Raw genomic sequence first — 14,629 nt, 5'->3', positions numbered from 1 at the left:
GTGACCTTCCCCAATATTGCCATTTCTCCGCCAGTATTGGGGACTACCCCCGTCGAGTACGATTCTCGGGCCGGGGCGCTGCCATGCTTTTGGGCAAGAAGATATTTCAGGTAGGCGCAGCTTTGGTCATTGCTGCGGCAGCGGCCCATACGGCGGAACGGCTGAAGGCTCCGGCGGTCGAGCAATCGCTTCTGGTCTCTGCCGCCCGGCTTGCCACGAGCGGGCCTTCGCCCGAACCTCCGGCTGTCTCGGCGGTGCCTGAATCCGCCTCGCTCGACAATCCCAGCGACAAACGCGCTGGCGATCTGACCGGCATCACCCCGGTGGCGGCGACGACGCCTCCTGCGGGCGGGGACCACTGTCGTCCCGAACTCCAGCTTGCCGCCCTGCCCGGCGCGATGATCCAGCTGTCGCTGATCGCCCTCTGCAACCGGAGCGAGGCCTTCGTCGTGCGACATGCCGGGCTGGCCTTCTCGGCCCGTACCCAGGCTGACGGCCTTGCGACCGTCACGCTGCCCGCGCTGCGCGCCGATGCGCTGGTGGCGGTCTATCTACAGGAGTCCCGGCTGGTACTGGGCAAGGTTGCGATCCCGGATGCCGCCAGCTATTCGCGCTTCGCCCTCGTCTGGGAACTCCCGGCCGAGCTGGAGCTGCGGGTCACCGATGGCAGCAAGGTTCTGGTCGGCAGCACGGCCCCCGTCACCGGCGACGACCAGCGGGTCATCGCGCTGGGCCTGCCGACGGTGCAGTCGCCGGTGCTCGCGCGGGTCTATACCGTCCCCGGCCCGACCCTGGGCGAAGCCCAGATCACCGGAGAGCTGCGGATCACCCCGGCCTCCTGCGGGCGGACGTTGCGGGTGGACACCATCCATTCCGCCGGCGGAAGCGCCACCCGGACCCAACGGACGATCAGTGTTCCGCTGTGCGGGACTGCCGGTGACATTCTGGTGTTGAAGAATCTTGCGCCTGCCCCGAAACTCGCCGCCCCGAAGTAGGTGCGGATTGGCAGGGTATGGGTGTGAAGGCAGGACTGGCGGCGCTGGGCGCTGCCCTGTGCGTTTGGGGGTCTGCCGCTGCCCAGGACGTCACTCTGGTCGCCCGCGAGGGCGGCATCGTGCTGAATGGCACGCTTCAAGGCTATGACGGGGAATTCTACAGGATTTCAACCTCTTACGGGTTGCTGACCGTCGACGGGCAGGGGGTGATCTGCGAAGGCCCGGCCTGTCCGGAGCTGACGGCGCCCAAGGCGGTGATGCGGGTCGTCGGCGCACCGGATGCGGCGGCGCTGTTGCCTGTCCTGTTCCAGGCCTTCGCCCGGTCGCGTGGCCTCGTCTATGAGGAGCTGCCGGGCGGGGCCTATGCAGCACGCATCCTCGACCCGGAAAGCCGCAAGGACCTGGCCGAGATTTCCTTTGCCGCCCTGCCGCCCGACCAGGCGACGGCGGCGCTCGAAGGCGGGGCGGCGGACCTGAAGCTGTCCTACCGCGCTGAGGCGGGTCTCGGCAGCCATGCGGTCGCAATGGATGCGCTGGTGGCGATCGTCGCGCCCGACAACCCGACGCCAGAGATTTCCACCGTCGAGCTGGCAGCGGTACTTTCGGGTGAGGTGACGAACTGGGCGCAGGTCGGGGGCCCTGACATGCCGGTGGTGCTGCACGCGCTGGCGGCGGAGAGCGACATCCAGCAGGCGCTGGCCGAGCGGCTGGGGGCGAAGGAAGGGGTGGCGGTGCTGCACCCCGACCTCGCGTCGCTGGCGGCGGCGGTGGCGAAGGACCCCTGGGCCATCGCGATCTCGGGCCGATCGGCGATTGCCCCGGCGCGGCGGATGCCCTTGACCGACAGCTGCGGCTTCCCGCTCTTGCCCACCTCGCTTGCGATCAAGGCCGAGGATTACCCGCTGGCGCTGCCGGTCCTCCTCTTGGCCGCCAAGCGCCGGTTGCCGCTGTTGACGCGCGAGTTCCTGTCGTTCCTGCGTACTCCGGCGGCGCAGGACGCGGTGGCTGCGGCGGGATTCGTCGACCGCTCGATCAGCCGCCAGCCAATGACCGCCGACGGGCTGCGGCTGCTGAACGCGATCCAGGGCGCGGGCGAGGACGTGACGCTGGACGACCTGAAGCGCCTGGCGGGGATCATGGACGGGGCGGATCGGGTGTCGCTGACCTTCCGGTTCGAGGACGGTTCCTCCACGCTGGACGCGCAGTCGCAGGACAACCTCGCCGATCTGGCGCAGCTGATCGCGGCGGGGCAGTTCCGCAATCAGAAACTGATGCTGGCCGGGTTCTCCGACGGGTCAGGCGCGGCCGAGGCGAATCTGGCGCTGTCGGTGGACCGGGCGGCGAAGGTGGCGCAGGAACTGGCGGCGGTGGCGCCGGATCTCGCAACGACCGACCTGCCGGTGGTGGAGGGCTTCGGCGAGGCACTGCCGATGGCCTGCGACGAAACCGCCATCGGCCGCCAGCTGAACCGGCGGGTGGAACTATGGGTGGTGCCGGACTTCGCGCCCGTCGAGGTTCCCGCGCCTTAGGCGAGGTATTCGGTCAGGGTCTGCTTCGTGCCGATTGCCCAAAGCCGGTTCAGATGCCGCTCGAAGGCCCCGGCGAAGCGGGCGTCCTGGCCGAGGTCGCCATAGACCGACACCATCTCCAGCCAGGCCGCCGGACGCGCCTTGGCGTCCCTTGACCGGGCGACCAGCGCGTCCCAGTCCGGGTCGTTCGGCGGGATAGGCGTGCCGCTGTCGGTCTCGCCATAGCAGTAGCGGCACCACATGGCGGAGACCAGCGCCAGCCCCTCGACCGAGCCGCCCGACGCAAGGGCATCGCGGATCGAGGGGACGATGAACTTCGGCTGGCGGTTCGACCCGTCGAGGCAGAGGCGGCGTTCGGTGTCCGCGACCTCGGGGTTCGAGAAGCGCTCGACGATCAGGCGGTAGTAGTCGCCAAGGTTGGTGTCGGGGACGGGGGGGATGTAGGGGACGATCTCGTCGATCTCCACCTTGTCCAGCAGCCCCTTGATCAGCGGGTTTGCCATTGCCTCGTGGACATATTCGATGTCCATCAGCCCGCCGGGATAGGCGATGGTTGCATGGCCGCCGTTCAGGATGCGGATCTTCATCATCTCGAAATTGTGGACATGCGGGGTGAGCGTGACACCCACCTTCTCGAAGGCCGGGCGGCCTTGCGGGAAGTTGTCCTCCAGCACCCATTGCCGGAAGGGCTCGCAGGTGACGGGGACCGGGTCGTCGCCCAGGCCGAAGCTTGCCGCCATCTCGCGCTCGCGCGGGCCGGTGGCGGGGGTGATGCGGTCGACCATGCCGTTCGGGAAGGCGACGTTTGCCGCGATCCAGTCGGCGAGGGCAGGGTCGTTGATCGCGGCAAGGCCCGTCACGGCGGCCTTGGTGACATGGCCGTTGCCGGGAAGGTTGTCGCAGGACATCACCGTGAAGGGCGGCACCCCCGCCGCGCGCCGGGCCTTCAGGGCGGCGATGATCGCGCCGAAGGCGGTGCGGTGCGGGTTCCTGGCATCGGCGACGATCTCGGGATGCGCGGGGTCGAACTGCCCGGTCGCCGGATTGATGAAATAACCGCCCTCCGTCACCGTAAGCGATACGATGCGAATCTCCGGCCGTGCCATCGCGGCGATCAGGGCCGCGTTGTCCGGCTCCACCGGCAGGAAGTCGATCATCGAGCCCACCCGCCGCGCGGATTTGCCCTTCGGGTCCAGCTCGATCACCGTGGACAGGCAGTCCTGCCCCTTCAGCGCCTCGCGCATCCGCGCGTCGCCCTCGCGCACCCCGGCGCCCAGGATCGCCCAGTCATGGCCCAGGCCCATGGCGAAAAGGTCGTCGAGATAGACGGCCATATGTGCGCGGTGGAAATTGCCCAGCCCGATGTGGACGATGCCGGGGCGGAGCTTGCTGCGGTCATAGGCGGGGAGTTGCGGGAGTTGCGCTTGCATGTCAGGCCATCCAGTTGCCGCCGTCCACGCCGAAGCACTGGGCGACGATGTATTTCGCTTCCGGCGTGGCAAGGAAGATCGCCATGCCGGTCAGATCCTCGGCGGTGCCCATGCGCCCGAAGGGCACGGCCTCGCCGACCTCGTTCTTCTTCTGTCCCAGGGGCTTGCCCTCGTATCTCGCGAAGAAGGCATCCACCCCGTCCCAATGCTCGCCATCCACCACGCCGGGCGCGATGGCGTTCACGTTGATGCCGTGCTGGATGAGGTTCAGCCCCGCCGATTGCGTCAGGCTGATCACCGCAGCCTTGGTCGCGCAGTAGACCGCGACGAGGCCTTCCCCCCGCCGCCCGGCTTGGCTGGCCATGTTGATGATCGCCCCCTCGCCGCGCGGGATCATGTGCCGCGCCGCGGCCTGCATGCAGAACAGCGTCCCCGCCACGTTGACCGCGAAGAGCTTGTCATAGTCGGCGCGGCTGATCTCGGCGATGGGGGCCGCGCTGAACAGCGCCGCGTTGTTGACCAGGATATCCAGCTTGCCCATCTTCGCCACGGCCTCCGCGAAGCCCGCGTCGATGGACTCCTGCCGGGTCACGTCCAGCGCAATGGCATGGGCCTTGGGACCCAGCGCCTCTGCCGCCTTCTCAGCCGCCGCCAGGTTGATGTCGGCAATCGCCACCTCTGCGCCTTCGGCCAGATAGGCGCGGGCAAAGGCCAGGCCAATGCCGCGCGCCGCGCCGGTGATCAGGGCGGTCTTGCCGGCCAGTCTCATATCGCAAGGCCGTTGGCGTCGAAGCGGTGGATCTTTCCGCCGGGGGCCAGCTTGATGCGATCTCCGTGGTGGGCGTTGACCTCGCCCGGCGCGCGCACGGTCAGCGTGCCGATGCCATCGACCGCGACCTTCAGGAAGCTGTCGGAGCCAAGGTGTTCCGACAGGCCGACCACGCCCTCCCACGGGCCTTGACCCACTGTGATATGCTCGGGTCGGACGCCGATGGTATGGGCATTGTGCTTGGCCGCTTCGGCGCCTTCGATGAAGTTCATCTTCGGGCTGCCGATGAAGCCCGCGACGAACAGGTTGCGCGGGTTGTTGTACAGTTCCAGCGGCGCGCCGACCTGCTCGATGTTCCCGGCGTTCAGCACGACGATCTTGTCGGCCATCGTCATGGCTTCGACCTGATCGTGCGTCACATAGATCATCGTGGTCTTCAGCGACTGGTGCAGCTCGCTGATTTCCTGCCGCATCCCGACCCGCAGCGCGGCGTCAAGGTTGGACAAGGGTTCGTCGAACAGGAAGGCCGCCGGTTCGCGCACGATGGCCCGCCCGATGGCAACCCGCTGGCGCTGCCCGCCCGAAAGCTGACCCGGGCGGCGGTCGAGATAGTTCGCGAGGTTCAGAACCTTGGCGGCACGCTCCACCCGCTTGTCCTGTTCCGCCTGCTCCATCCCCGCCATCTTCAGCGGGAAGGCGATGTTCTTCCGCACCGTCATATGCGGGTACAAGGCGTAGCTCTGGAACACCATCGCCAGGCCGCGCTTGGCGGGTGGCAGGTTCGTCGCGTCCTTGCCGTCGATCTCGATCGTGCCGGAGGAGGTATCCTCCAGCCCCGCGATCAGCCGCAGCAGGGTGGACTTGCCGCAGCCCGACGGGCCGACGAAGACGACGAATTCGCCGTCGTTGATCTGCAGGTCGATCCCCGGGATGACATGCACGTCACCGAAGCTCTTGCGGACCTTGGTCAGTTCGATCTTGCCCATGATTTCCTCACTTCACCGCGCCGAAGGTCAGGCCGCGCACGAGTTGCTTCTGGCTGAACCAGCCAAGGATAAGGATCGGCATGATGGCCATCGCCGATGCCGCCGAGAGTTTCGCATAGAACAAGCCCTGCGGCGCCGAGAAGCTGGCGATGAAGGCCGACAGGGGGGCCGCCTTGGTGGTGGTCAGGACGATGGTCCAGAAGGCCTCGTTCCAGGCAAGGATGATGTTGAGAAGCATGGTCGAGGCGATGCCGGGCAGCGCCATCGGTGTCAGGACATGGACGATCTCGCCCCAGAGGCTCGCCCCGTCCATCCGCGACGCCTCAAGGATTTCGCCGGGGATTTCCTTGAAATAGGTGTAGAGCATCCAGATGATGATCGGCAGGTTCATCAGCATCAGCGCGACGACAAGGCCGAACTTGGTGTCGATCAGGCCAAGCCGCTGGAACAAAAGGTACAGCGGGATCATGACCGCGACGGCGGGCATCATCTTGGTCGACAGCATCCACATCAGGAGGTCCTTGGTCTTCCGGCCCGGCACGAAGGCCATGGCCCAGGCCGAAGGCACCGCGACCAAGAGGCCCAGAAGCGTGGAGCCGACCGAGATGACGACCGAGTTCCAGAAGAACCGCGGATAGTCCGACCGGGCCCAGACCTCGGCATAGTTTTCCAGCGTCCAGTCGGCCGAGAAGAACTGGGGCGGGTTGGCGACGGCGGAGGCTTCGGTCTTGAAGCTGGTCAGGATCATCCAGAGGACGGGGAAGAAGATGATCAGCGCCACGGCCCAGGCGGCCAGGGTGGTGATCAGCTTGCGGCGGGGGGTGACGGCGCGTGCCATGGATGCCTCCTTACGCGTCGAGATGCTTGCCGATGCTGCGCATCAGGAAATAGGCCACGATATTGGCGAGGATCACCGCGATGATGCCTCCGGCGGCGGCGCGACCGATGTCCTTGGCGGCGATGGCCTGCTTGAAGATCATGTAGGGCAGGGTGGTACTGGCCGATCCGGGGCCGCCCTGGGTGGTGGTGAAGATCTCGCCGAAGATGCCCAGAAGGAAGATCGTCTGGATCAGGATCACCACGGTGATCGCCCGCGTGGCATGGGGCAGGATGATGTAGCGAAAGCGGGAAAGCGCCGACGCCCCGTCCATCTCGGCGGCCTCAAGCTGTTCCGAGGACAGCGATTGCAGCGCGGTGAGGAGGATCAGCGTCGCGAAGGGCAGCCATTCCCAGCTGACGATGCCAATGACCGAGAGCATCGGGTAGTTCTCCAGGAACAGGATCGGCTGCGCGCCGAAACTGCGGGCGACTGCGGCGAAAAGTCCGTTCTGCGGATGCATGAACAGGTTTTCCCAGATCGACGCGGCCACCGGCGGCATCACGAAGAACGGCGCGATCACCAGGATGCGCAGCACGCCCTGGCCCTTCACCGGCTGGTCGATCAGAAGCGCGATCAGCATCCCCAGCACCACGGTGATGATAAGGACGCCTCCGACCAGCGCCAGCGTGTTGAACAGCGCCAGCCAGAAATCGGGCGAGTTGACGAACCAGAGATAGTTGTTGAACCCGACCCAGCCGGTCCGGTCGGGCGATATCAGCCGATAGAGCCGGAAGGAATAGTACAGCGTCATCGCCAGCGGCACGATCATCCAGATCAGGAGAAGCGCGACCGAGGGCGCCACCATCATGCGGGCGGCAAAGCGGCTGGATTGCGTGGACATGGGCAGGTCTCCGAGACTTCGGGGTCAGCGACCGATGGGGCAATGGTGCGGAACCAGCGGCACCACGCAAGCGACGAAACGTGTTGTCGGCTTTGGAAGGGTGGCTTGCGGGCCGCAACCGGGTCCGCAAGCCAAGGTGATCCCGGGGGTCTTGGGAGCCTCCCCCCGGGGTCGATGTTACTGGATGTAGCCCGCGGCCTTCATCTCGTCCGAAACGAGTGTCTGGGCTTCCGCCAGCGCCTCGTCGGCCGTCTTCTGGCCGGCCAGCGCCGCCGAGAAGATTTCGCCGACCGAGGTGGCGACACCCGCGAACTCCGGGATGGCCACGAACTGCACGCCGACATAGGGAACCGGCTTCACGGTCGGGGCATTCGGGTCAGCCGAGTTGATGCTGTCGATCGTCATCTTGGCGAAGGGCACCTTGGCATATTCCTCGTTCGAGTAGAGCGAGGTCCGCGTGCCCGGAGGAACGTTGGCCCAGCCTTCCTTCGACGCGACGAGCGCCAGGTAGTCCTTGTTGGTTGCCCAGTCGATGAACACCTTGGCCTCGGCCTTGGCGTCCGACGAGGCCGGGATCGCCAGCGACCATGCCCAGAGCCAGTTGCCGCGCTTGCCAAGCCCGTTGTCGGGGGCGAGCGCAAAGCCGACCTTGTCGGCGACGGTCGAATCCTTGCCGGTCACGAAGGACGCCGCGACGGTGGCGTCGATCCACATGCCGCACTTGCCCTGTTGGAACAGCGTCAGGTTTTCGTTGAAGCCGTTGTTAGACGCGCCCGGAGGACCGTAGTTGTTCATCAGGTTCAGGTAGAAGTCGAGCGTCGCCTTCCACTCGGGCTGGTCGAACTGCGGCACCCAGTTTTCATCGAACCAGCGCGCGCCGAACGAGTTCGACATGGCGGTGAGGAAAGCCATGTTCTCGCCCCAGCCGGCCTTGCCGCGCAGGCAGACGCCATATTGTTCCTTGGACTTGTCGGTCATCGCGGCCGCGGCCTTCTCGATGTCGGCCCAGGTCGGCGCGTCGGGCATGGTCAGGCCCGCGGCTTCCATCAGGTCCTTGCGGTACATCACCATCGAGCTTTCGCCGTAGAAGGGCGCCGCCATCAGGTTGCCGTCGACGGTCAGGCCGCCGCGGATCGCCGGAAGCAGGTCGTCCACGTCATATTCGGCGGGCAGGTCGTTCAGGCTTTCGAGCCAGCCCTGCTTGCCCCAGATCGGAACCTCATAGGTGCCGATGGTGATCACGTCATACTGGCCGCCACCGGTGGCGATGTCGGTCGTCACGTTCTGGCGCAGGACGTTCTCTTCCAGCGTGACCCATTCCACCTTGATGTCGGGATGCTTGGCGTTGAAATCGTCCATCAGGCCCTGCATGCGGACCATGTCGCCATTGTTGACGGTGGCGACGGTAATGGTCGTTTCGGCCATGGCCGCGCCCGAAAGCGTGATCAAAGCCGTTGCACCCATCAGGGCGCGAAGCGTCTTGGTCATGTAATCCTCCCTGGATCAGCGTATGAGCAAATCATCGCCTGTTGGGTAAATGCTCACATATTGACCAGAGTCGTCAAGCCCTCTCTTCCGCCGCAACTGCACGGTTCAGTTGCGCTGAAGCAGGGCCTGTGCGGTTGGCTCGTCCGTCACCAACCCGTTGATAATTCGCGATTTGATTGCCCCGTGGATCGCCGGAACCTTGGATGCGCCCGCAGCAATTCCGACCGAAGGCCGGTCCAGGCCGGGCGCGACCCGCACTCCGCCGGTCCTGCGGTTGGTGCCAAGGTCCAGATAGCGGCCCTCCGAATCGAAGACCCAACCCGCCACTTCGCCCGCTGCGCCCGCCGCCTGCATCTCGTCCAGTTCGGCGCGGGTCACGAAGCCGTCCGCCAGAAGCGGCGCATCCAGCGACATCTGGCCGACGCCGACGAAGACCACATCCGCAGCCTCGGCCAGGGCCACCACCTTCTGCACCGGGGCAAGCGCATGGAAGGCCGCGTTCTCCTCGGGCGTCGGGCTGATCACCGGGACCGGCATCGGATAGTGCGGCGCACGCACCTTGTCGGCGATCCGCATCACCACGTCGAAGAAGCTGGCCGAGCCGTCGGGGGCGATGTTGCCGATCAGGCTGACGAGGCGATGCTGCGGCGCGTCGATCTCGACCATCGCGTCCACCATGCCGCGCAGCGCCCGACCCGTCCCCAGCGCCACGACCAGCGGTTCCGGCATCCGCAGGAACCGCTCCAGCTCCGCCGCCGCCGCCGGCGCGATGGCGCGCACCGGATCTGCCCCGGCGCCAAGGCCCGGCGACACCCGCACCCGGCCCAGGCCGAAACGGTCGCGCAGGGCCGCCTCCAGGTCCAGGCAGGCGCCGATCCGGTGGTTGAGGCGGACATGGATCAGCCCCTCGGCCATTGCCCGGCTGACCAGCCTTTGCGCCCGCTGGCGGCTGACCCCCAGTTCACCCGCGATCTGGTCCTGCGTCATCCCGGCGACATAATAGAGCCAGCCCGCGCGGGCCGCTTCGTCCTGGAGGGAGGGTTCGTTGCTCATGCCGGTTGCCTGGCGGATTTCAGACCGGGCGCAATCTGGAAAAGATCGGCGAAGCTGACAAGCCTGCGGTGGGGCCGCGCATCCTCGGGCTCCTCCGGGGCATCGGCCCCCAGATGGCTGCCCCCGACGAAGCGCCAGACCGTCATGCCCGCCGCCAGACCGGCGCGGATGCCGGTCAGGCTGTCCTCGATCACCAGCACCCGCGCGGGATCGGTGCGCATTTTCGCCGCGGCATGGAGGAAGAGGTCCGGCGCAGGTTTGCCCCGGGCGACCATCGTCGAGGTGAATACCCTGTCGCCGACCAGCGCCGTCAGGCCGACCAGCGTCAGCGACATTTCCACCCGCCGGGGGCTGGAGGAGGTGGCGACGCAGAACGGCACCCCCATCGCCGCCAGAACCTCCTGCACATGCGGGACCACCTTCAGCTCCGTCTGGAAGGCGGCCAGCAGCGCCTCGCGATAGCGCGCCTCGAAATCGCCGGGCAGGTTCAGCCCGAATTCGCGCCGGATCGTGTCCATCACCACCGGATAGCTGCGGCCGAGGAAGTTGCGTTCCACATAGGTCAGGTCGATGGCCAGCCCCAGCCGCGCCAGTTCGGCCACCAGCATCCGCGCGCTGATGATCTCGCTGTCGATCAGCACGCCATCGCAGTCGAAGATGACAAGGTCGAACTCGCTCATGCCCCATGCGTAGCGCAGAAGGTGAGCTAGAGGTAGCCCTGTGAGCGAAAGCTCAACTCGCGCGACTTGCCGATGATCAGGTGGTCGTGCAGTTTCAGCCCCAGCGCCTCGCAGGCGTCCAGTACCTGCCGCGTCATCGACAGGTCGGCGTCCGAGGGTGTGGGATCGCCCGAGGGATGGTTGTGGACAAGGATCAGCGCGGAAGCGTTCAGCTCCAGCGCCCGCTTGACGATCTCGCGCGGGTAGACGGGGACATGGTCGACGGTGCCGCTCGCCTGTTCCTCATCCGCGATCAGCACGTTCTTGCGGTCGAGGAAGAGGACGCGGAACTGTTCCGTCTCGCGATGCGCCATCGTGGTGTGGCAATGGTCCAGGAGCGCGTCCCACGAGGACAGCACCGGCTTCTGCATCACCCGCGCCCGCATCATCCTTTGCGCTGCCGCCTCGACCAGCTTCAGCTCCAGCACCACGGCGGGGCCTGCACCCTTGACCATCTGCAGCCGGGCGGGGGAGGCGGTGACGACCCGGTTGAAATCGCCGAACGTGTCCAGAAGCAGCCGGGCCAAGGGCTTCACATCCTGCCGGGGGATGGCGCGGAACAGGACCAGCTCCAGCAGTTCGTAGTCCGGCAGCGCCGCGCCCCCGCCTTGCGTGAAGCGATCGCGCAGCCGCTGGCGGTGGTCGGCGATATAGGACGGCAGCCGCCCGGTGAGCACGGACGGCTGCGCCTCATCCTCATCGACCGAGGGGGCAACAAGGGGGAGAAGAGGTTCGTTGAACGACGTGACCATGCCCGCAGCCTGCCGCGACATGGTTGAGAAAAGGTTAAGCGGCGTGGAGCACCGACCCGCCTGTCATCCCCGCTTTCGCGGGAATGTCACGGGGGGTTACCCCTTCATCCCCTCCCAGAAGCTTTTCACCTTGGAAAAGAACGACGACCCTTCCGGGTTGTTCTCCTCGCTCAGCTTCTCGAACTCGCGCAGCAACTCCCGCTGGCGGCTGGTCAGGTTGACGGGTGTCTCCACCGCCAGCTCGATCACCATGTCGCCGGTGTTCGACGACCGCAGCGCCGGCATCCCCTTTGACCGCAGCCGCATCTGCTTGCCCGACTGCGCTCCGGCCGGGACCTTGACCCGCGCCTTGCCGCCGTCGATGGTCGGCACCTCGATCTCGCCGCCAATCGCGGCGGTGGGCATCGAAACCGGCACCCGGCAGAAGAGATGCACCCCGTCGCGCTGGAAAAGCGCGTGTTCCTTCACCTCGATGAAGATGTAGAGATCGCCGTTCGGCCCGCCGCGCAGGCCCGCCTCGCCCTCGCCCGCCAGCCGGATGCGCGTGCCCGTCTCCACCCCCTGCGGGATGTTGACCGACAGTTGCTTCTCCTTCTGCACCCGGCCCTGGCCGCCGCAGGTCCGGCAGGGGTTCTTGATGATCTGGCCCATGCCGTTGCACTGGTGGCAGGTGCGCTCGATGGTGAAGAAACCCTGCTGCGCCCGGACCTTGCCCATGCCGTTGCAGGTCGGGCAGGTGACGGGCTCGGCACCGCCCTCGGCCCCCGAGCCGTGACAGGTGTCGCAGGTGACAGAGGTGGGCACGGTGATGGTCTTCTGGCTGCCGGTATAGGCCTCCTCCAGCGACACCCGCATGTTGTAGCGCAGGTCCGAGCCGCGCTGGGCACGCGACCGGCCTCCACCGCCACCCCCGCCGCCCCGGCCCATGAAATCGCCGAACAGGTCCTCGAACACGTCCGAGAAGGCCGAGGCGAAATCGCCCTGCTGGCCATAGCCGCCCGGACGCGGGCCGCCGCCCATGCCGCCCTCGAACGCCGCATGACCGAAGCGGTCGTAGGCCGCCTTCTTCTGATCGTCCTTCAGGACCTCGTAGGCCTCGTTCACTTCCTTGAACTGGGCCTCGGCCTGCGGGTTGTCGGCGTTGCGGTCGGGGTGCAGCTCTTTCGCCTTCGCCCGATAGGCCTTCTTCAGCTCGTCGGCCGAAGCGCCCTTCTTTGCCCCCAGAACCTCGTAATAGTCGCGCTTTGCCACGGCAAAACCCCCTTGTGGAACCGGCGAGGGGCGGTCCGTTGCCAGACCGCCCCTTTCTCCGATTCCCGCGGATTACTTCCGCGTGTTGTTGCCCAGGTCCTCGAAGTCGGCGTCGACGATGTCATCGTCATCCACCGGCCGCGGCTCGTCCTCGGCAGCGCCACCCTCGGCCTGGCTGGCCTTGTAGATCGCCTCGCCCAGCTTCATCGCGGCCTCGGTCAGGTTCTGGATGCCGCTCTTGATCTTGCCGGGATCTTCGCCCTTCAGCGCGTCTTCCAGCGGACCCATGGCAAGCTCGATCGCCTCGACAGTCGAGGGGTCGACCTTGTCGCCATGTTCGGACAGCGACTTCCTGGTCGAGTGCAAGAGGCTTTCGCCCTGGTTCTTGGTCTCGACCAGCTCGCGACGTTCCTTGTCGGCTTCGGCATTCGCCTCGGCGTCCTTGATCATCTGCTCGATGTCCGAATCCGAGAGTCCACCCGAAGCCTGGATGGTGATCGCCTGCTCCTTGTTGGTGCCCTTGTCCTTGGCTTTCACCGACACGATGCCGTTGGCGTCGATGTCGAACGTCACCTCGATCTGCGGCACGCCACGCGGGGCGGGCGGGATCTGTTCCAGGTTGAACTGGCCCAGCATCTTGTTGTCGGCGGCCATCTCACGCTCGCCCTGGAACACGCGGATCGTCACCGCGTTCTGGTTGTCTTCGGCGGTGGAGAAGACCTGGCTCTTCTTGGTCGGGATCGTCGTGTTGCGGTCGATCAGCCGGGTGAAGACACCACCCAGCGTTTCGATCCCCAAGGAGAGCGGCGTCACATCCAGCAGCACCACGTCCTTGACGTCGCCCTGCAGAACGCCGGCCTGGATGGCGGCGCCCAGCGCCACGACCTCATCGGGGTTCACGCCCTTGTGCGGTTCTTTCCCGAAGAACTTGGTCACTTCTTCCACGACACGCGGCATCCGGGTCATCCCGCCGACCAGCACGACCTCGTCGATGTCGTCCTTCGAGACTCCAGCGTCCTTCAGCGCGGCCTGGCAGGGCTTGATCGACTTCTTGATCAGGTCCTCGACCAGGCTTTCCAGCTTGGACCGGGTCAGCTTGACCACCAGGTGCAGGGGCTGCCCGGTGTTCTTGTCCATGCTGATGAACGGTTGGTTGATCTCGGTCTGCTGGCTGGACGACAGCTCGATCTTGGCCTTTTCCGAGGCCTCCTTCAGCCGTTGCAGCGCCATCTTGTCCAGAGTCAGGTCGACGCCATGCTCTTTCTTGAACTCGTCGGCCAGGTAGCTGACGATGCGCATGTCGAAGTCTTCGCCACCCAGAAAGGTGTCGCCGTTGGTGGACTTCACCTCGAACAGTCCGTCGTCGATTTCCAGGATGGTGATGTCGAAGGTCCCGCCGCCAAGGTCATAGACCGCGATGGTCTTCGATTCCTTCTTGTCCAGGCCATAGGCCAGCGCAGCGGCGGTCGGTTCGTTGATGATGCGCAGGACTTCCAGGCCCGCGATCTTGCCCGCATCCTTGGTGGCCTGGCGTTGGGCGTCGTTGAAATAGGCGGGAACGGTGATCACTGCCTGGGTGACAGTCTCGCCCAGATAGCTTTCCGCCGTTTCCTTCATCTTCTGCAGGATGAAGGCCGAGACTTGCGAGGGCGAATACTTCTCGCCGCGGACTTCGACCCAGGCGTCGCCGTTACCGCCGTCGACGATGTGGTATGGGACAAGCTTCTTGTCCTTTTCCACTTCGGCATCGCCCAGGCGGCGGCCGATCAGGCGTTTCACCGCGAAGACGGTGTTGGTGGGGTTGGTCACGGCCTGCCGCTTGGCGGGCTGGCCGACCAGGCGTTCGCTTTCCGTGAAGCCGACGATGGAGGGCGTCGTGCGCGCGCCTTCCGAATTCTCGATCACCCGGGGTTGCGAACCATCCATGATGGCAACG

At 66.0% G+C, this 14,629-nt stretch carries 13 protein-coding genes; 2 read left to right on the top strand and 11 right to left on the bottom strand.

Features of this window, described 5'->3' with window-relative positions; genetic code table 11:
- The first annotated feature begins 83 nt into the window (after positions 1-83).
- Positions 84-995, top strand: a complete 912-nt coding sequence (locus JNJ68_RS03425) for a hypothetical protein (protein WP_294978985.1) — start codon at positions 84-86, stop codon at positions 993-995.
- A 17-nt stretch (positions 996-1,012) separates the two neighbouring features.
- Entirely contained in the window at positions 1,013-2,524 is a 1,512-nt protein-coding gene (locus JNJ68_RS03420) for a phosphate ABC transporter substrate-binding/OmpA family protein (protein ID WP_294978982.1), read from the top strand.
- Here JNJ68_RS03420 and JNJ68_RS03415 read toward each other — a convergent pair.
- The 11 genes from JNJ68_RS03415 to dnaK all read right to left on the bottom strand — a co-directional run.
- A complete protein-coding gene (locus tag JNJ68_RS03415; RefSeq protein ID WP_294978979.1) occupies positions 2,521-3,954 on the bottom strand; it encodes a mannitol dehydrogenase family protein in 1,434 nt (477 codons plus the stop codon). The genes JNJ68_RS03420 and JNJ68_RS03415 overlap by 4 nt on opposite strands.
- A gap of 1 nt (position 3,955) precedes the next feature.
- Positions 3,956-4,723 (bottom strand): L-iditol 2-dehydrogenase, encoded by a 768-nt coding sequence (locus JNJ68_RS03410; RefSeq protein ID WP_294978977.1) that lies wholly within the window; start codon positions 4,721-4,723, stop codon positions 3,956-3,958.
- Positions 4,720-5,709 carry an ABC transporter ATP-binding protein gene (locus JNJ68_RS03405; protein ID WP_294978975.1) on the bottom strand — a complete coding sequence of 330 codons (990 nt, stop codon included), beginning with the start codon at positions 5,707-5,709 and terminating at the stop codon, positions 4,720-4,722. Before JNJ68_RS03405 ends, JNJ68_RS03410 begins: the two co-directional genes overlap by 4 nt.
- Positions 5,710-5,716: 7 nt before the next feature.
- Entirely contained in the window at positions 5,717-6,547 is an 831-nt protein-coding gene (locus JNJ68_RS03400; RefSeq protein WP_294978973.1) for a carbohydrate ABC transporter permease, read from the bottom strand.
- 10 nt (positions 6,548-6,557) lie between these two features.
- On the bottom strand, positions 6,558-7,430 hold the full coding sequence (locus JNJ68_RS03395; RefSeq protein WP_294978972.1) for a sugar ABC transporter permease: 873 nt from the start codon (positions 7,428-7,430) through the stop codon (positions 6,558-6,560).
- A gap of 177 nt (positions 7,431-7,607) precedes the next feature.
- Complete coding sequence (locus tag JNJ68_RS03390) at positions 7,608-8,918, bottom strand: sugar ABC transporter substrate-binding protein (protein WP_294978969.1); 1,311 nt, start codon at positions 8,916-8,918, stop codon at positions 7,608-7,610.
- 105 nt (positions 8,919-9,023) lie between these two features.
- Positions 9,024-9,971 (bottom strand): sugar-binding domain-containing protein, encoded by a 948-nt coding sequence (locus JNJ68_RS03385; protein ID WP_294978966.1) that lies wholly within the window; start codon positions 9,969-9,971, stop codon positions 9,024-9,026.
- Positions 9,968-10,651, bottom strand: a complete 684-nt coding sequence (locus JNJ68_RS03380) for an HAD family hydrolase (protein ID WP_294978963.1) — start codon at positions 10,649-10,651, stop codon at positions 9,968-9,970. The genes JNJ68_RS03385 and JNJ68_RS03380 overlap by 4 nt, the downstream gene beginning before the upstream one ends.
- Before the next feature lie 26 nt (positions 10,652-10,677).
- A complete protein-coding gene (radC, locus tag JNJ68_RS03375; RefSeq protein WP_294979513.1) occupies positions 10,678-11,442 on the bottom strand; it encodes a DNA repair protein RadC in 765 nt (254 codons plus the stop codon).
- A 96-nt stretch (positions 11,443-11,538) separates the two neighbouring features.
- Entirely contained in the window at positions 11,539-12,693 is a 1,155-nt protein-coding gene (dnaJ, locus tag JNJ68_RS03370; RefSeq protein ID WP_294978961.1) for a molecular chaperone DnaJ, read from the bottom strand.
- Between the two features lie 72 nt (positions 12,694-12,765).
- On the bottom strand, positions 12,766-14,629 hold a 1,864-nt coding region (dnaK, locus tag JNJ68_RS03365; RefSeq protein WP_294978958.1), incomplete at its 5' end, for a molecular chaperone DnaK.

Source organism: Tabrizicola sp., from assembly GCF_016793705.1.
Classification (GTDB): Bacteria; Pseudomonadota; Alphaproteobacteria; order Rhodobacterales; family Rhodobacteraceae; genus Tabrizicola.
This window is presented reverse-complemented; position numbering and strand designations above follow the sequence as displayed.